General features: G+C 72.6%; 15 protein-coding genes and 1 tRNA gene. 8 read left to right on the forward strand and 8 right to left on the reverse strand.

All coding sequences use genetic code 11. The features are described 5' to 3' along the window. Window positions 1-64 precede the first annotated feature (64 nt). The 3 genes from IPM45_15735 to IPM45_15745 form a co-directional block, all read right to left on the reverse strand. Window positions 65-136, reverse strand: a tRNA-Pro gene (locus tag IPM45_15735). A gap of 107 nt (window positions 137-243) precedes the next feature. Continuing rightward, a complete protein-coding gene (locus tag IPM45_15740; GenBank protein ID MBK9180983.1) occupies window positions 244-903 on the reverse strand; it encodes a class I SAM-dependent methyltransferase in 660 nt (219 codons plus the stop codon). 300 nt (window positions 904-1203) lie between these two features. Further along, window positions 1204-1992, reverse strand: coding sequence for an amidohydrolase (locus IPM45_15745; GenBank protein MBK9180984.1), 789 nt, complete (start codon window positions 1990-1992; stop codon window positions 1204-1206). Window positions 1993-2278: 286 nt separating this feature from the next. On the opposite strand from IPM45_15745, the gene IPM45_15750 reads away from it, so the two are divergent. The 3 genes from IPM45_15750 (at window position 2279) to IPM45_15760 (ending at window position 5501) form a co-directional block, all read left to right on the forward strand. Next, window positions 2279-3010 carry a SagB/ThcOx family dehydrogenase gene (locus IPM45_15750; protein MBK9180985.1) on the forward strand — a complete coding sequence of 244 codons (732 nt, stop codon included), beginning with the start codon at window positions 2279-2281 and terminating at the stop codon, window positions 3008-3010. A gap of 218 nt (window positions 3011-3228) precedes the next feature. Next, window positions 3229-4524, forward strand: coding sequence for an MBL fold metallo-hydrolase (locus IPM45_15755; protein ID MBK9180986.1), 1296 nt, complete (start codon window positions 3229-3231; stop codon window positions 4522-4524). After that, window positions 4524-5501 (forward strand): GTP-binding protein, encoded by a 978-nt coding sequence (locus tag IPM45_15760; GenBank protein MBK9180987.1) that lies wholly within the window; start codon window positions 4524-4526, stop codon window positions 5499-5501. The genes IPM45_15755 and IPM45_15760 overlap by 1 nt, the downstream gene beginning before the upstream one ends. 251 nt (window positions 5502-5752) lie before the next feature. Here the strand turns inward: IPM45_15760 and IPM45_15765 are convergent, their stop codons facing one another. From IPM45_15765 to IPM45_15775, 3 genes are all read right to left on the reverse strand, one after another. Further along, on the reverse strand, window positions 5753-6733 hold the full coding sequence (locus IPM45_15765; protein MBK9180988.1) for a CapA family protein: 981 nt from the start codon (window positions 6731-6733) through the stop codon (window positions 5753-5755). After that, window positions 6730-8058: a dienelactone hydrolase family protein gene (locus IPM45_15770; protein ID MBK9180989.1), complete on the reverse strand. Its 1329-nt coding sequence runs from the start codon at window positions 8056-8058 to the stop codon at window positions 6730-6732. Before IPM45_15770 ends, IPM45_15765 begins: the two co-directional genes overlap by 4 nt. Before the next feature lie 168 nt (window positions 8059-8226). Then, window positions 8227-8718, reverse strand: a complete 492-nt coding sequence (locus IPM45_15775) for an SRPBCC family protein (GenBank protein MBK9180990.1) — start codon at window positions 8716-8718, stop codon at window positions 8227-8229. 308 nt (window positions 8719-9026) lie between these two features. On the opposite strand from IPM45_15775, the gene IPM45_15780 reads away from it, so the two are divergent. Continuing rightward, complete coding sequence (locus IPM45_15780; protein MBK9180991.1) at window positions 9027-11588, forward strand: penicillin acylase family protein; 2562 nt, start codon at window positions 9027-9029, stop codon at window positions 11586-11588. Window positions 11589-11749: 161 nt separating this feature from the next. Continuing rightward, entirely contained in the window at window positions 11750-12751 is a 1002-nt protein-coding gene (locus tag IPM45_15785) for a ribose-phosphate pyrophosphokinase (protein MBK9180992.1), read from the forward strand. A 139-nt stretch (window positions 12752-12890) separates the two neighbouring features. Here IPM45_15785 and IPM45_15790 read toward each other — a convergent pair whose 3' ends face one another. Further along, window positions 12891-13286 carry a VOC family protein gene (locus tag IPM45_15790; GenBank protein ID MBK9180993.1) on the reverse strand — a complete coding sequence of 132 codons (396 nt, stop codon included), beginning with the start codon at window positions 13284-13286 and terminating at the stop codon, window positions 12891-12893. Between the two features lie 150 nt (window positions 13287-13436). Here IPM45_15790 and IPM45_15795 point away from each other — a divergent pair, with 150 nt between their 5' ends. Next, window positions 13437-14504 (forward strand): cell wall-binding repeat-containing protein, encoded by a 1068-nt coding sequence (locus IPM45_15795; protein ID MBK9180994.1) that lies wholly within the window; start codon window positions 13437-13439, stop codon window positions 14502-14504. A gap of 20 nt (window positions 14505-14524) precedes the next feature. Here the strand turns inward: IPM45_15795 and IPM45_15800 are convergent, their stop codons facing one another. Then, window positions 14525-15181, reverse strand: coding sequence for a TetR/AcrR family transcriptional regulator (locus IPM45_15800; protein ID MBK9180995.1), 657 nt, complete (start codon window positions 15179-15181; stop codon window positions 14525-14527). A gap of 126 nt (window positions 15182-15307) precedes the next feature. Between IPM45_15800 and IPM45_15805 the strand changes: the two genes are divergently transcribed. Together IPM45_15805 and IPM45_15810 are read left to right on the forward strand one after the other, a co-directional pair. Beyond that, the gene (locus IPM45_15805; GenBank protein ID MBK9180996.1) at window positions 15308-16219 is read left to right on the forward strand and encodes a haloalkane dehalogenase; all 912 of its coding nucleotides are present in this window, start codon (window positions 15308-15310) and stop codon (window positions 16217-16219) included. Further along, a complete protein-coding gene (locus IPM45_15810; protein ID MBK9180997.1) occupies window positions 16216-17088 on the forward strand; it encodes a hypothetical protein in 873 nt (290 codons plus the stop codon). The genes IPM45_15805 and IPM45_15810 overlap by 4 nt, the downstream gene beginning before the upstream one ends. Window positions 17089-17100: the final 12 nt, after the last annotated feature.

Raw genomic sequence — 17100 nt, forward strand, 5'->3', positions numbered from 1 at the left:
ACATCGCTGATACAGGGGCCTCGTCGGCCGATGGGTCAGAGCGTGCCTGCCCTGGTCAGACCGGTCGGGGAGGGGGGATTCGAACCCCCGACCTCCTGCACCCAAAGCAGGTGCGCTACCGCTGCGCCACTCCCCGGTGCCTGGGATCGTACGGCGTCCCCCGCCTTGTGACCGCTCGGTGGCCAGGCTCCACCAGGGGCCGGAACGGAGCCATCCGCCCCCGAGCCGGCGCCGGGCCTCGCGTCAGGGGCGACCCACGAAGACCGACACCTCCATGCGCCCGCTGGCGGAGAGGGTCGTGGACACGTACGAGCCGTCGCTGGCCTGCATCCGCGCCACGTACCGGCGGAGGTCCGGGAAGTCCACGTTGTCGGCCACCACCAGGGATCCCTGCCGCAGCTTCGGTTCGAGCAGGTCCAGCACCGGTTCGTAGAGGTCCTTCCAGCCGTCGAGGAACACCAGGTCGACGGGAGCCTCGAGGTCGGCGAGGGTGTCGAGCGCGTCGCCCTCCCGGATCTCGGCCACCTCGGCCAGTCCGGCCTCGTCGAGGTTCCCGCGAGCCGCCGCCACCTTGCCGGGCTCGATCTCCGTGGAGATCAGCCGGCCACCGGTGTCCCGTGCCGCGGACGCCAGGTAGACGGTGGAGAGGCCGAACGAGGCGCCGAACTCGACCAGACGGCTGGCTCCCGTGGCCCGAGCGAGGGTGTAGAGGAGGCGGCCCTGCTGCGGTGACACCGGGATGTAGACGTCGCGCATCTGGGCCGGCGACAGCAGGGTGGCGAACGATCTCCGCTCGAGCACCCCGCGCAGCACGTTGGGTGCCTGTCGCAGGATGCGGATCCAGTCCCCTCTCGCCTCACGGTGGAGCCGGTCGAGCACCGCCACCACACGGGGATCGCGCAGGCCGGGCGCGTCGCCACCGTCCTCGGCTCTCGTCACCGTCCGAGTGTCGCACGGTGGGAGCGATCGCCGGCACCGATCTGGGATCGGTGGTGCAGGCGGTCGACACCGTGGTGGCCTCTCGACCCGATCGACGTCCTGGTCGACGCGGCCGGCTGGGACCGCTTCCTGCCCTGGCGGCGCTCCCGCTGGCCACGCCGGCGCCCGCCGGGCCGGGGGCGCCCGCCGAGGAGTTCTCGGCGGCGCGGGCGATGTCGGATGTCGAGCGGGTGGCCGAGGAGCCGCCACCGTCAGCCGCTCAGCTCAGAGCCCGAACACCCTCCGCGCGTTCTCGCTCAGGAAGAGCGTGCGCACCTCGGGGTCGAGGTCGAGCTCGTCGAGGCGTTCCAGCGCTTGTGTCGGCGTGAGCATCGGGTAGTTGGTGCCGAACATCACCTTGTGCCTCCCCCGGCCCTTCAGGTAGGCGACGAGCTCGGGCGGATAGCGGTGCGCGGCGTACGCGCTGGTGTCGATGTAGACGTTCGGGTGCTTGTCCGCCACGGCGATCATCTCGGTGGTCCACGGGTAGCCGATGTGGCCGCACACGATCACGAGCTCGGGGAAGTCGATCGCCACCTGGTCGATGTAGGGGATCGGACGCCCTGTCTCGGACGGCCGCAGCGGCCCGGTGTGCCCCACCTGCGTGCAGAACGGGATCCCGAGGTCCACACAGGTCGTGAACAGGGGGTAGAAGCGGCGGTCGGTGGGGGGGAGCTCCCACAGCCAAGGCACGACGCGGAGCGCCACGAAGCCCTCGTCGACCCGACGACGGAGCTCGTTCACGGCCTTCATCGGTCGGCGCAGGTCGGCACCTGCCACGCCGCGAAGACGGTCGGGCCGCTCCCCGACGAAGCCCGCCACCTCGTCGTTCTCGATGAGCGGGCCCTCGGGGCCGTACCAGGCGGCCGTCAGCCCCAGGGTGACGCCACCCTCGTCCATGGCGGCGATCGTGGCCTGCAGTGGCGGCGCCTCCTCGACGTGCGTCAGGCCCGTCCAGCGCCGCAGCGACTCGAACATGTCGTGGTTCAGGTGGCGCAGCGTGGGGTGCTGCATCCAGACGTCGATGATCCCCTGGCTCACGTGAGGATGGTCCCATGCCGGCGTAGGTCATGTCGGAGCCGGTGGCCCCGAGGTGCGCGAGCGCACCGAAACCCCGAGCCGAGCCGCGATCCGGGTGGGTCAGGGTCGCCTCTGTGCGCCGCACTCTCTCGGGCGTCCGACGACTCCGGCAATGCAGCCGCGACGCCTCCCCGGCCAGCCGAGCGATACCGTCGCCACCGTCGATGATGTTCCAACGCCGGAGGCGCCGAGACTGGCTGAGGGGATACGAAACGGTCACATGACGATCAGGGACAACGCCCCGGTCGGTCGCGGGGCGGTCGCCCGACGGGCCTTCCTCGCCGGCTTCGCCGCCACCGCGATCACACCGCTGCTCGGTGGCTGCCGGGGATCGCCGACACAGGAGGATGCCGTGACCGCCACGACCCGGACCGGATCGGTTGTCGAGTTCCCACCCCCGGTCGCCAGCTCGGTCGTCCTCGAGCGCACCCTCGAGCGGCGGCGCTCGGTGCGGGCGTTCACCCCGGCCGCGCTCACCGACGCCGAGGTCGGTCAGCTGCTGTGGGCCGCACAGGGCGTCACCGCGGCCTGGGGCGGCCGCACCGCTCCGTCCGCGGGAGCGCTCTACCCCCTCGAGCTGCACGCGGTCACCCCGGGCCGGACACTCCGCTACCTGCCCGACCAGCACCGGGCTGAGGTCGTCACCGACGCGGACCTGCGGCCGGATCTCATGGCCGCCGCCGGAGGCCAAGAAGCGGTCGGCGCGGCGCCGCTCGTCGTCGCCGTCGTCGGCGTGCCGGCTCGTACGGCCACGAAGTACGGCGATCGCGCGACCCGCTATGTCGACCTCGAAGCCGGCCACGCCGCGCAGAACCTGCTGCTGCAGGCTGTCGCGCTCGATCTGGGCGCGGTCCCCATCGGGGCGTTCACCGACGACGAGGTGGCCCGGGTGCTCGCCCTCCCCGGCGGCCACCACCCCCGCTACCTGATACCGGTCGGCCACCCCGGCTGACCTCGGCCACCCTCGCGCGCCCCGGGCCGTGGCCATGCTCGGCGCCGCTGATCGGGTGGTCGTCGGCTCCGTCCGGAGATCTCCGGAGCGGCGTCTCGCGGCGGTGCCCGCACCGCAGGTCGACGAGGATGTCGACCGGACGCAGCCGGTCTCCGCTCGATCTGTGCGCCGCACTCTCTCGGGCGTCCGGCGACGAGGCACACGGAGGTCCACAGGGCATGGACGACCAGGACCCGGTCGAGCAGGTGCACAACGCCTACGGCGCGCCCCCGGGGTCGGGGATCTCGATGCCGCCGTACTACCTGCCGACGCCGTCGGTGCGGAACCGGAACAACTACTTCCCCCAGACCGAGACGCTCGGCGACGACGAGATGCGGATCATCTTCATGGGGTCGAACCCGTGGCCGCCGCGGCTCAGCCAGGCCGGCACCTCGATGATGGTGGAGTGCGGCCCGGACAAGCGCTTCTTCTTCGACCTGGGACCCGGGTCGCTGCGCAACATCGTGGCCAACCAGGTGCCGGTGCCGGAGATCAACGACATCTTCATCACTCACCTGCACATCGATCACTACGGGGACCTGCCCTATCTGTGGCAGTTCGCCCCGTTCAACGGCCGGTTCCGGCCGTTGCGGGTCTACGGCCCGTCCGGTCGCACGCCCGACATGGGCACCGCAGCCATGTGTCATCACCTCCGGGAGATGGGGAAGTGGACGTCGGCGTGGGCGTTGGGGCCGATGGTCGACGGGTACGAGATCGACGTCACCGAGTTCGACTTCGAGGACGACGGCGGGATCGTCTACGACCGCGACGGGGTTCGGGTGATCCACTGGCGGCGCTCGCACGCCATCGACGGGGCCTCTGCCTACCGGCTCGACTGGAACGGGCTGTCCTTCGTGTGGACCGGTGACGGCAAGCCGGACCAGCTCACGGCGACGTACGCGAAGGGCGCCGACGTGTTCGTGACCGAGATGGCCGTCGACCTCGTGAACCTGTGGGCGCTCAAGCAAGGGGTGTCGCCCACGATCGGTGGTGCCGTCATCGACAACTTCCACACCCCGCACTACGGCGTCGGCTACCTGGCCAACCTGGTCCGACCACGCCTGGCCATGGCCACCCACGTCTCGTTCGACCGGGAGCTGGTGGGCGAGATGATCGCCGGGATCCGCACCCACTACCGGGGGATGTTCGCGTTCGGCATCGACCACACCGTCGTCAACGTCACCAAGGACCGGGTGTGGATCCGGGAGGCGGCCCTGCCGGACAGCACCAACATCACGCGGCCGGCCCCCGAGCGGCTGTTGGAGGACATGTTCGAGGGCGAGCCGCCGCCGGCGGGGATGGTGAGGAACCCGTTCTTCGCCCACCAGAGCCAGTCGGTGCGCGACCTCGAGATCGACCCGGCGCTGTTCACGCCGGCGGACCAGATGCGCCCCTGGTACCGGCCGGTGGGGGAGGAGTTCCCGATGGATGCGCAGAACCTGCTCCAGGGCGGCGGCAACCCGCTGGAGTCGTGATGGCCCGGGTCCCGCTGACGGTGCTGACGGGCTTCCTGGGGGCGGGCAAGACGACGCTGCTCAACCGGATCCTCACCGGCTCCCACGGCCGTCGCGTGGCCGTGCTGGTCAACGACTTCGGTTCGGTCGACGTCGACGGCGACCTCGTCGTGCGCGCCGAGGGCGACGTGGTGAGCCTCGCCAACGGCTGCGTGTGCTGCACCATCCGCGACGACCTGGTCGCCTCCGTGCTGACGGTCCTCGACCGGCCGGAGCGGCCCGAGCACGTGGTGCTCGAGGCGAGCGGCGTCGCCGACCCGATGGGCATCGTCGCGACGTTCAACAACCCCGGCCTGGAGCGCCTGCGGCTCGACGGAGTGCTGTGCGTGGTCGATGCCGAGCAGGTGTTCGACGTGGAGGTGCATCGCGACCTGAAGCTGCTGCAGATGGCCTGTGCGGACCTCGTCGTGCTCAACAAGGTCGACCTGGCGGGCCCCGACGGGGTCGCCCGCTGCCGGGCCTGGCTCGACGAGCGCTTCCACCGGTACCGGCTCGTCGAGTCGACCCGGGGCGACGTCCCGGTCGAGGTCCTCCTGGGCACGCGGCTCACCGAGCCCGGGCCGGACGATGCGCGGGCCGGTGGTGGGGCGTCGCCGTGCCCCGCCGAGTGCCCCGACCCAGCACACGGCCACGGCGGGAACCACGGCGCGGCGTTCGGGACCTGGACGTGGCGGAGCGACGTGCCGCTGTCGGCGGCGTTGCTGCGCGATGTCGCGGGCCGCCTCCCCGCCGACGTCTACCGGGCCAAGGGGATCGTGCACACGGCCGACGACCCGGGCCGGCGGACCGTGCTGCAGGTGGTGGGTCGGCGGGTGGAGCTGGAGCCGGGAGCACCGTGGGGCGACACGCCACCGGACACCCGCATCGTGGCCATCGGTGCCCCCGGTGCCCTCACCTCTGCTGGCCTGGCGGCGCACTTCGGGTCGACCACCGCCTGATCCGACCGCCGCCGCGGGTGGATGCCATCACCCGGTGGTGAGCAGCTCTGCGCTGACGCCCCCCACAGGAGGGCGGCGTCTTCCTCGACCAGGATGAACGATCACCCGCCACGGCACCGGCGTGGGCGACTCGTTGACGTACAGGCCGTGGGCGGTCGCCTGCAGCCGACCGTCGGGCAGCCGGGTCACCTCTTCGAGGAGCGGGAATCCCTGCTGGCCGCACCGGGCGTGTGCGCCTACTCCGGCCACGTTCAGGGGGAGGCTCGCTGTTCCTCCTCGGGCTCGAGGCGCACCACCAACCGGCCGTCGCGGGCCTCCACCTGCGTGCCGAGGGCTGCGCAGGCGGAGCGGAAGCGGGCCGTGATCCACGTCGCCTCGTCGGGTCCGGCCAGGCGGGTGTGGCAGAAGTCGAGGGCGAGGGGGACGGCCTCCACGGAGACGGGGCGGGCACGGTCGAGCGACACCATCCACAGCAGGCCGAGGTCGTTGCGCAGGACCGGGTCGACGGCGTAGTCGTCGATGAAGTCGCCGAGGTCGTAGAGCACCCGGTCGGCAACGCCGTGGAACACGTGGGCCGAGTGGCCGGCCACGAGCGTCGCACCCGCCTCCCGCAGGGCCCGGGCGGCACGGCGGACGTGCGGCACCGGCTCGGCCACCATGTTGGGGCCCCAGTGCGGCGTCACCAGCACGGCATCGGCGGCCGACGCGGTGACCGTCTCCCGCAGCCAGCCAGGGATGCCGTCGTGCAGGGCGTCGTACGCGACCCCGGGCGTGTCGGGGCCGGCGGCGAAACCGCAGGGATGGTCCGTGACGCCAACCACGTCGAGGCTGAGGCAACCTGACCGCAGGGTGACCCGCCGGCGGGCCGCCTGCTCGTCCGGCCCCGCTCCCACCCACTGGATGCCCGCCTCGGCCAGGTGACGGAAGGTGTCGAGCAGCGCGTCGACGCCGTAGTCGAGGGCGTGGTTGTTGGCCAGCGTCACGCAGTCGACGCCGAGGTCGGCCAGTACGGTGGCTGCCACCGGCGGAGCCCGGAAGAAGAAGGGCTTCCCGGGGGCCGGCCACCGTGCCCCTCGGTCGGAGATGGCGCACTCGAGGTTGACCACGGCCAGATCGGCGCCACGGACCATCTCGGCGAGGCAGTGATCGAACAGCACCGCGCCGGGATCACGCGCCAGCACCTCGCCGACCGTGCGGCCGAGCATCGTGTCGCCGGCGAGGGCCAGCCTCACGGCCGTGCGCCGGTGCCGGCCGGGGCGGCGGCGAAGTGCGACCGGAACCAGTCCCGGGCCAGGCCGGCTGCCGCCTCGAGGGTCCCCGGCTCCTCGAAGAGGTGCGTGGCGCCGGGGACCACCGCCACCTCGTGCTCGCAGCGCAGCCGGGCGGCGGCCTCGTGGTTCAGGTCCAGCACGACGACGTCGTGACCCCCGACGACGAGCAGCGTGGGTGCGCGCACGGCGCCCAGTCGCGGTCCGGCCAGGTCGGGCCGCCCGCCCCGAGACACCACGGCGGTGACGTCGGCCCCAGGCTCGGTGGCGGCCCAGAGCGCCGCGGCCGCGCCGGTGCTGGCGCCGAAGAAGCCGACGGGGAGCCCGGCGGTCTCGGGCTGCGTGCGGAGCCAGGCCCGGACCTCGGCCAGCCGGCGGCCGAGCAGGTCGATGTCGAACACGTTGGCCCGATCCCGTTCCTCCTCGGCGGTGAGCAGGTCGAAGAGCAGCGTCCCGAGCCCCGCCTCCTGCAGCACGGCGGCCACGTAGCGGTTCCGTGGGCTGTGGCGGCTGCTGCCGCTGCCGTGGGCGAACACCACGACGCCCGCGGCGGCCTGGGGCACGGAGAGGTGGCCCGGCAGGCGGACGGTGCCGGCCTGCACCGTCACGTCGCGGTCCACCGCCGGCGGGTCAGCCCCGGTTGCCAATGCCCAGCGGGCGGCGGCGGCGTCGAGCACCCGCACCACCTCCTCGTCGGGCACCTGGCCGAAGTCCACGTAGAACTGGCCGATGGCGAAGAAGGGCTCCGGCGTGTCGAGAATCACGAGCTCGTCGCAGTCGCCGGCGAGGCGCTCGGCCGTGTCGGGGGGCGCCACCGGAGCCGCGAGCACGACGCGCGTGGCCCCCTCGGCCCTGGCCACCTGGCAGGCGGCGCGCGCCGTCGACCCGGTGGCGATGCCGTCGTCGACGACGATCACCGTGCGTCCCGCCAGCGTCACCCGGGGGCGCCCGGCACGGAACCGGGTTGCCCGCCGGTCCACCTCGGCGCGCTCTCGCGCCTCGATGGCCTCGAGGGCGTCGTCGTTCACGCCGGACAGGGCGAGGACCTCGCGGTTCAGGACGCGGATCCCGTCCTCGCCCACGGCGCCCATGGCCAGCTCGGGCTGGTAGGGCACACCGAGCTTGCGCACCACGATCACGTCGAGTGGTGCGTCGATCGCCACGGCGACCTCGTCGGCCACGGGGACCCCTCCCCGGGGCAGCCCCACCACGACGGCGCCGGAGCCCCGCAGGTGCCCGAGTGCCGCCCCCAGCCGCCGGCCGGCGTCGACGCGATCCGAGAAGACCATCGTCACGCCTCCTTCTTCGCGTAGCCCTCCGCCATGCGCAGGGCGAGCGCTCCAAGTCCACCGTCCGCGCCACGAGGCCCGCCGTCAAGGGTGCCCCCGGTTTCGTTGGACGTCCTCGTGCGTCTGCACGGGGTGAGCGTCCAGCAACCCGGGGGGGCCGGGGGGAGCTCAGCGGTTCTCGGCGCGCTGCTTGAGCATGGCGAACTGGCGGGTCTGCATCACCCAGTGCGACGGCTCCAGGACCACCGCGCTCAGGGCCGGTCGCAGCCACGGCGGGCGCAGCGCCCAGTGGCCGCTCACCACCAGGCGGGTGCGGTCGCCGGGGAGCGGCTCGAGGAGGAATCCCCACGTGGAGTCCGTGAAGGCCCGCGGGGGCGGGCCGGTGGGATCGAACGGCGCCCCCCGCAGGTCGAGCGACATCCGCAGACAGAGGAAGCGCTCGGGCTCGATCGCCGCCACCTCCCACCACTCGCTGCCGTCCGGCTTGGCCGTGAAGTGGTCGCCCACGGCGATCTGCTGCCACTCCGGGTGGATGCGCTCGGTGCTGCGCCGGCCGAAGTTGTCGAGGCGGTCCCAGCTGTACCAGCCACCCCGGTCGACGCCCATCTGCACGAGCCACGGCCACACGGCGGACGGGGGGGCGTCGATCGTCACGGCCATGGTCGGGCTGCGGACGCCGTCGGGGATCAGATCGGCACCGGGGAACGGCCGGCGTACCTCCTCGTCCGTGGCCCCCCAGCGCACGAGCCGGGGACGGACCGCGACCAGGTAGGCGGCCACCAGGCCGACGAGGGCGGCGAGCCAACGACGCACGATGCCCCACGCGTACCGCGGCGGGTGTCGGTGGCGCAACCCGCCGCCGCTGCGGTCCGCCTGACTTTGGCCGGATGGGGCAGATCGTGGTTTGCTTGACGACTTGCGTCGCATCCGGCGACGCGGGAACCGCTGTTGCACGAGGGGGTGCCGGGATGGCGACGAGATCCGGCCGGATGGGCAGGAGCCTGGGCAGGACGGCGCTGGCGCTCGGCCTCGTGGGCGCGGTGACGCTCGCTGCCTGCACCTCCAACGACGACGAGGAGGCGACGGCCGACACCGGAGCGGCGACGTCGTCCACCGCCGCCGACGGCGTCGAGAGCACCCCGGCCAGCCCGGCCGCCGACCGGGCGTACTACGTCCTGCCGCCCGGGAACTACGGCGGCCTGCCCACCACCGAGAACTCCCTCGACCAGCTGCCGCTGTACGACGGGCTGACCCCCCTTCGGGGCGATGTCACCGACGCCGACATCGAGCAGCTGTTCCTCCCGCAGGACTTCGAGCCCGTCGGTGAGACGCGCGAGGAGCCCACGGGCCGGCCGGGAACCACGATCGTGTACGACGAGTACGGCGTCGCCCACGTCACCGGGGAGACCCGTGAAGACCTCGCGTTCGGCGCCGGCTGGGTGACCGCCCGCGACCGGGCCCTGCTGCTCCAGCTGGGGCGGGGGCCGGCGCGCGCCGCCGTCGCCGACGTCCCCGGCATCGACGCCTTCGAGCTGCTGCTCACCGGTCAGGACTACGTGCCGAGCGCGCAGGCCGAGCAGCTCGTGACCGACCAGGTCGACCTGATCGTGGAGACCTATGGCGAGGAGGGGAACGAGATCGTCGCCGACGCGCAGGCCTACGCCGACGGGGTGAACGCGTACTGGCAGGCCAACGGGGTCGACGAGGAGCCGGTGACGGTCAACGACGTGGTGGCGGTCACGGCGTTCATCGGCTCGATCTTCGGCGCCGGCGGCGGGGCCGAGGCCCAGAACGCCGAGTTCCTGTCGGCCCTGCAGAACGGGCTCGGTGCGGAGCGTGGGCGGCAGGCCTGGGAGGACGTCATGCTGTTCGGTGACCCCGAGGCGCCCACGACCATCACCGAGACCTTCGAGTACGGCCCGCTGACCGGTGGCGAGGTGACCGGCTCGGTGGTGATCGACGCAGGCTCGATCGAGTCGCTCGACGTGCTCGCCGCCGCCCCGGCCGAATCGGCACCCGCGGAGGGCGGCGAGCAGGCCGCCCTCTACCCGGCGGCCGACCCCGTGCCCCGGCGCGAGGCGTCGAACTGGCTCCTCGCCGAGCCCGAGCAGTCGGAGAACGGCACCAGCCTCGCGGTGATGGGCCCGCAGCTCGGCTACTACTACCCGGAGATCGTCCAGCAGATCCACCTCAGCGGTCCCGGGATCGAGGCCCAGGGCGCCGCCGTGCCCGGCCTGGCCATGTACCTCCTGATCGGCCGTACCGAGGACTACGCCTGGAGCCTCACGTCCGCGAGCAACGACGTGCGCGACGTGTTCGCCGAGATCCTCTGCAATCCTGACGGCTCCCCCGCCACCCGGGAGTCCCAGCACTACGAGTTCGAAGGCGAGTGCCTGCCCTTCGAGCAGTTCGACGCCGGCGCGCTGGGCGGGGTGCCGATCAGGTACCCGACAACCGTGCACGGGCCGGTGATCGGAACGGCGACGTCGGAGGGCCGCCCCGTCGCCCTTGCCCGCCAGCGCTCCACGTTCGGCCGAGACGGCCTGAACCTCGCTGCGCTGAAGGACATGACGGAGGGCGACGCCACCACTCCGGAGGAGTTCTACGAGATCGCCGACAACTTCGGCTTCACGTTCAACTGGGGATACGCCAATCGCGACGGCGTCGCCACGTTCGTCTCCGGTCTGCTCCCCGAGCGGGCCGAGGGCCTCGACCGGCGTCTGCCGACACTCGGTACCGGCGAGTACGAGTGGCAGGGCTTCCTCGACGTGGAGGAGCACCCGCACGCCGACGGCCACCCCAGTGGCCGGCTGCTCAACTGGAACAACCAGGCTGCGCCCGGGTTCATGCACGGCGACGACAACCCCTACGGCTCGGTCCACCGCGTCGAGCTGTTCGACCAGTGGCCCGAACCGGTCGACCTCGCCGGCGTGGTGTCGGTGATGAACCGGGCCGCCACCGAGGACACCCACGCCACGGTGTGGCCGGTGGTGAGCGAGGTGCTCTCCGGCGGCGAGGCGCCGAGCCCGCTCGCCGCCGATGTGGTCGCCCTGCTCGACGACTGGGTGGCCGAGGACGCCCCGCGGCTCGACGCCGACGAGGACGGGCTCTACGACAGCGCCGGACCCACGGTGATGGGTGCGGTCTGGGAGCCGCTCGCCGTGGCCGTGATGACGCCGGTGTTCGGTGACCTCGTCGTCGAGCTCGACGAGATCCGAAGCCTCGGGGGCGACGACGGCGCCAGCCTCGTCGACAAGGACCTCCGGACCCTGCTCGGCCAGGACGTGGACGGGGAGTTCAACCTGACTTACTGCGGGAACGGCGACCTCGAGGCGTGCCAGGAGTCGCTGTGGGCCGTGGTCGACCAGGTCGCACAGCAGCTCGCCGCCGAGCGCGGTCCCGACCCGACCACGTGGCTCGACGAGGCCGACCGCACGAGCTTCGTGCCGGGCCTGATCCCCGAGACGTTCCGCACCACCAACCGGCCCACCTACCAGCAGCTGCTGGAGTTCGCGCCGGCCGACGGGTAGGGCACGGTGGGCGGACCGTCCCACTGGCCGACGCGGCTGACGCCTTCCGGCTCTCCGCGGCCGGCGAGGTTCGGGGCAAGCTCGTGATCACCTGCACCTGACGGCGCACGCTCGACGGGTGGGCCGCCGTGGCCCCTGGCGCCGGCGGGTACCCTGCGCCCGTGGTGCAGGTCTACGCCCTCGGGTCGAGCCGGAAGCTCGAGGCCGAGGTGGCGGCGGCGCTGGGCACCGAGCCGGGTGGCTACGACGAGGCCTGCTTCGACGACGGCGAGCGGCGGATCCGCCCGCACGCCAGTGCACGCGGCGACGACCTCGTGGTGCTCGCCAGCGTCGCCGGGGGAGCGGACCTGAGCGTGCACGACGAGCTGTGTCGGCTCCTGTTCCTGGTCGGGACGCTCCGCGACGACGGGGCGGCGTCCCTCACGGTGGTGGCGCCCTACCTCGGCTACTCCCGCCAGGACCGCAAGGTGGTTCCCCGCGATCCGGTCAGCTCCCGGTACGTCGCCGAGCTGCTCTGCGCCATGGGGACCGATGCGGTGGTGACCGTGGACGTGCACGATGCCGCCGCGTTCGACAACGCCCATCCCCGCTCCCTCAACCTGCTCCCGGCCGAGCTCATGTGCGACGCGTTGCTCCCCGCTCTGGACGGCGCCCGGTGCGTGGTGGTGGCGCCGGACGCCGGCGCGATGCACCGGGCCGAGCGGGTGCGTCGGGCCCTGGCGGAGCGCACCGGTGGCGAGGTCGCGGGCGCGGTCGTCGAGAAGCACCGCACCGATCGCGTCGTCTCGGACGGTGTCGTCGTCGGCGACGTGGCCGGTGCCACCGCCGTGATCGTCGACGACATGGTCGCCAGCGGGACGACGCTGGTTCGGGCGGCGGCAGCCTGCCGGCGGGAGGGTGCCGCCGGGGTCGTGGCTGCGATCACCCACGGCCTGTTCACGCGGGGCGCTCCTGACGCGCTGGCCGATCCCGTGATCGACCGGATCGTGGTGACCGACACGATCTGGCCGACCCGGCTCGGGACCGGACCGGCTGCCGCCAAGCTGGAGGTGGTGTCGGTCGCCCCACTCCTCGCCGGGGCCGTCGTGTCGCTCGGCCTCGGCCGAGCGCCACGATCCGGTGCTCCCGGTGACGCTCCTCGGTCGGCGAGGGTTCCGGCGTAGACCTGCAGCCACTGGTCGACGGCGAAGCAGCCGAACAGGACGAACAGCGGGGTGGAGGGCTGGTCGAGCACAGCGCTCGGTGTTCCCTGGCCCCGAAGCAGGTGCGCTGCCACTGCGCCACGCCCCGGTGGCGCCGATGCTACGTCGTCGTCGCGAAGAACTCGACCGGGATCCCGTCGGGGTCCCGGCACACCAGCACGTGGCCGGTCGGGGCGTCGACGACGCCCTCGTGCTCGATGCCGGCGGACTCCAGGTGCCTGGCCCAGGCCTCGACGGCGCCCCGGTCGGGGCAGTGGATCGACAGGTGGTCGAGCCCGACACGAGTGTGGTCGAAGCGGTCACCAGCGGGTGTGGTGTCGTGGCGGGTGAGCCCGATCACCAGCCCGGCTCGCGAGCGGAGGAGCACCCGCTTCCAGCCCGGCGCCTCCCGGTCGGCGGCGTGCTCCAGCCCGAGGGCGCGCCGGTACCACTCCACGCTGCGGTCCAGGTCGGTGACGCTCAGCGTGAGGTGATGGAGCGGTGCAGCGATCGGCATGACCGGAGTATCGCAGTCGTCGGGGGTGCGGGCTCAGCCTGCCCGATCGTCGCCGCAGCTCGACGGGTGAGCCCGGGCTCCGGGGTGGCCGTCCAGCGGGCACGAACCCGCCGCCCGGCCCCCTGTACGCCTCCCGGCGAGGGGTCCACCATGAGGACGGATGAGATGTCGAAGGAAGGGGGTCGCACCATGCTTCGACACGACCGTCATCGACTCCTCCCCCGCGTGCTCGGCGCCCTGGCGCTGGTCACCGCCGTGGTCGCCATGCCCGAGCCGGCCGACGCGGCGGTCCGGGTCGGCGGGATCGACCGCTACGAGACCGCAGCGCTGATCTCGGGCCAGTTCTCGCCGGTCGGGCTGCCCGTGTTCGTCGCGTCCGGCGAGAACTACCCCGACGCCATCGCGGCCGGATGGGTGAGCGGCGCCTCGGGCGCTCCGGTGCTGCTGGTGCGCCGAGACTCCATCCCGCCCGTGACGCGGACCGAGCTGGCCCGTCTCGCCCCGCCCGAGATCTACGTCCTGGGCGGGTCCGACGTGGTGAGCGACGCCGTCTTCGGCGAGCTGGGGGCGACGGGCGCAGCGGTGGTCCGGCTCGCCGGGATCGACCGCTACGGGACGTCCGCCGCAGTGGTGAGCCGCTTCGCCGGGCCTCCGGGGTTCCTGCCCGCCGTGTTCGTCGCCAGCGGTGAGGACTTCGCCGACGCCATGGTGGCCGGCGCCGCCGGCGGCGTCTACCGCTGGCCGCTCCTGCTGGTCCGGCCCAGCGGACCGCTGCCGCTCACCGTGGTGACCGAGCTGCAGAACCTGTCGGCGGCCGGGTACACGAACATCGTCATCGTCGGCTCGCCGGCCGACGTGTCGCCGGGGGTGGAGGCTGCGCTGGGCAGCATCGCCGGTGCGCCCTTCGCCGTCTCCCGGCTCCCGGGCGCCGACGCGTACCAGCGGTCGGTGAACATCTGGGCGCTCCTGGCGCCGCCCGTCGACGTGGTGGTCACGACGGGGACGAACTGGCCCGACGGGCTCGCCGGGTCGCTGTTCGTCGGCCGAGCCCAGGCTGCCGGCATCACGCCGCACCCGAACGTGCTCGTGCTGACCCGACCCGAGTGCATCCCCGCCTACGTGGCGGCCGCGATCGCGGGATCGGGGGCCAGCCGCATCACGATCCTCGGCACGGACGACGCGGTGTCGCTCGACGTGGAGGCCGGGGTGACCTGCTGATCGTCGCCGATGACCACACCTCATCCGCCGCGGGCCGCCCCTGCCGACAGCGCGTGGGCGATCGTCGACGCCCACAACCTGGCGATCACTCGGCGGGGCAGCCCGTGGGTCGTTCGGAGCAGCTCGTACGACTCGAACGACGCCACCGTGTCGACGAGCGCGGCAGCGTCCCGCTGCTCGGTGCGGGACATGCGGGCGAGCTCGGCAGCGAACACCTCGCGGACCTGGGTGAGCCACCGACGCCGAGCCTCGGCGAGGGACTCGGCGATGATCGGGTGATCCACGGCTCGCGCCCTGCCCATGCGCGCGGGGCCCGCGATGGCGTCGTACACGTCGAGCCGCCCTCGGGCGAACGCCTCGGTGCGCTGCTCGAGCGGCATCTCGCCCAGGCCCTCGATCCGCAGCATCGGGAGCACCTGCTCGACCTTGCGCTCGAAGGCGAGGCGGTGCAGCTCGTCGAGGTTCTCGACGTAGCGGAAGACCGAGGCCGTCGACACGCCCGACCGCTTCGCCACCTCGTCGACGGACAGGCGCACGTGGCCCTCGTCGAGGAGCTCGAGCACCGCGTCGATCACCGCGACGCGACCCCGCTCCCGCCGGGCGGTCCGTCCGTCGACCTGCCTCGGCATCCCCGCGTCCTGCGCGAGCGCCGTGTTCGGGACGTGTTGTGAGAGCATGACTTGCAGAATAGAGTGCTGGCACCACCTGGCACCTGCCACGAGGTCCCGCTGCCGGGCTCGCTCGCCACGCCGCTGCGCTCGCCGACCCACCACCCTTCCGACAGCCGATCCGAGGAGCACCCGTTGGACGTCCTCCGTACCCCTGACGATCGGTTCGCCGATCTTCCCGACTTCGATTTCGAGCCGCACTACGCCCAGATCGCCGACGGCGACGGGGGCTCGCTGCGGGTCCACTACCTCGACGAGGGACCGGCCGACGCGTCAGCGGTGCTGCTCCTGCACGGCGAGCCGTCGTGGTGCTTCCTCTACCGGCGCATGATCCCGGTGCTCATCGATGCCGGGCACCGGGTCGTCGCCCCCGACCTCGTCGGGTTCGGCCGCAGCGACAAGCCGACCGAGATGTCCGACTACAGCTACGCCCGCCACGTGGCCTGGATGTCCGAGCTGGTCTTCGACCACCTCGATCTGCGCGACCTCACCTTCTTCGGCCAGGACTGGGGTGGGCTCGTCGGTCTGCGCCTCGTCGCCGCCCAGCCCGAGCGCTGCGCCAGGGTGGTCGTGGGCAACACCGGGCTGCCGGACGGCTCGATGCGCCCGTCGGAGGCGTTCCTGACGTGGCAGAGGTTCTCCCAGGAGTCGCCGGCGTTCCCCATCGGCCAGATCGTGAAGGGCGGCTGCACCACCGACCTGTCGGACGAGATCGTCGCCGCCTACGACGCCCCGTTCCCCGACGACGCCTACAAGGCCGGCGCCCGGATCTTCCCCTCGCTGGTGCCGACCTCACCTGCCGACCCGGCCGCGGCCGACAACCGGGCCGCGTGGGAGGTGCTCGGGCGGTTCGACAGGCCGTTCCTGTGTGCCTTCAGCGACCAGGACCCGGTGACCGGCGGCGGCGACAGGCCCTTCGGCGAGCGGGTGCCCGGCGCGCAGGGGCAGCCCCACACCACCATCGCCGGGGGCGGCCACTTCCTCCAGGAGGACCGGGGACCCGAGCTGGCACGGGTCATCGTCGATTTCATGGAAGCGACGTGGTGAGCGGGCGCACCGCCACGAGCACCGTCCGCTACGGCGAGATCGGCCGCGACTACGCCATGCGTCTGGCCGCCACCCCGCCCGACGAGGACGGCCCGGTGTGGATGGTCAACCTGATGAAGTACCGCCCGCGGGCCGAGTACGCCGACGGCCGAAGCTCCGACCTGAGCGGCCGTGAGGCCGACGACCTCTACGCGCCCACCGGTCCCCTCGCAGCGGTCGGCGCCGAGGTCGTGTTCGTCGCCGACGTCGACACCCAGCTCCTCGGCCAGCCCACCTGGGACCGCATCGGCGTGGTGAAGTACCCCACCCGAAGAGCGTTCATCGACATGCAGTCGCGGCCCGACTTCGTCGAGAAGCACGCCCACAAGGACGCAGGCATGGAGCAGACGATCGTGATCGGCTGCCAGCCGCTCCCCTTCCCCGAGCCGTCCGGACGCACCGTGCAGCCGGAGTGGACCGACGTGCCTCACCCGCCCACCGACGACGATGGCCCGGTGGTGGTGGTGCACGTGATCCGCTTCCAGGAGACCGACGGCGTCACCCTGCACGGCTACGACCACGGTGATGGCGACCACATGGCCGCCTACCAGCGGGAGGCGGAGAAGGTCGCCGTTCCCCACGGGGTGCGGATCGCCGGGTGGCTCGCAGCCGAGGGCACCATCGTCGGCGACGGCCGCCAGTGGGATCAGGTGCGCTTCAACGCCTTCCCCAGCAGGCGGGCGTTCATGGCCGTGGCCCTCGACCCCGAGCGGCTCGAGGCCCAGGCCGAGCACCGCGAGACCGCCATCGCCGACACCTTCGCAATCATCACCCGGCCGGTCATCGACACCCTGACCCGATCGATCGAGCAGGAGGACGGCCGGGCCTGACCGGCACCCTCA

The sequence above is a fragment of the Acidimicrobiales bacterium genome, from assembly GCA_016716005.1.
In the GTDB taxonomy this organism is placed as follows: Bacteria; Actinomycetota; Acidimicrobiia; order Acidimicrobiales; family JADJXE01; genus JADJXE01.

What these genes read in the sequence shown, in the direction of transcription:
- IPM45_15745 (MBK9180984.1), bottom strand. Translation starts at nt 1,992, where the DNA reads ATGCAGCACCCCACGCTGCGCCACCTGAACCACGACATGTTCGAGTCG.
- IPM45_15750 (MBK9180985.1), top strand. Translation starts at nt 2,279, where the DNA reads ATGACGATCAGGGACAACGCCCCGGTCGGTCGCGGGGCGGTCGCCCGA.
- IPM45_15755 (MBK9180986.1), top strand. Translation starts at nt 3,229, where the DNA reads ATGGACGACCAGGACCCGGTCGAGCAGGTGCACAACGCCTACGGCGCG.
- IPM45_15760 (MBK9180987.1), top strand. Translation starts at nt 4,524, where the DNA reads ATGGCCCGGGTCCCGCTGACGGTGCTGACGGGCTTCCTGGGGGCGGGC.
- IPM45_15770 (MBK9180989.1), bottom strand. Translation starts at nt 8,058, where the DNA reads ATGGTCTTCTCGGATCGCGTCGACGCCGGCCGGCGGCTGGGGGCGGCA.
- IPM45_15775 (MBK9180990.1), bottom strand. Translation starts at nt 8,718, where the DNA reads ATGGCCGTGACGATCGACGCCCCCCCGTCCGCCGTGTGGCCGTGGCTC.
- IPM45_15780 (MBK9180991.1), top strand. Translation starts at nt 9,027, where the DNA reads ATGGCGACGAGATCCGGCCGGATGGGCAGGAGCCTGGGCAGGACGGCG.
- IPM45_15790 (MBK9180993.1), bottom strand. Translation starts at nt 13,286, where the DNA reads ATGCCGATCGCTGCACCGCTCCATCACCTCACGCTGAGCGTCACCGAC.
- IPM45_15795 (MBK9180994.1), top strand. Translation starts at nt 13,437, where the DNA reads ATGAGGACGGATGAGATGTCGAAGGAAGGGGGTCGCACCATGCTTCGA.
- IPM45_15800 (MBK9180995.1), bottom strand. Translation starts at nt 15,181, where the DNA reads ATGCTCTCACAACACGTCCCGAACACGGCGCTCGCGCAGGACGCGGGG.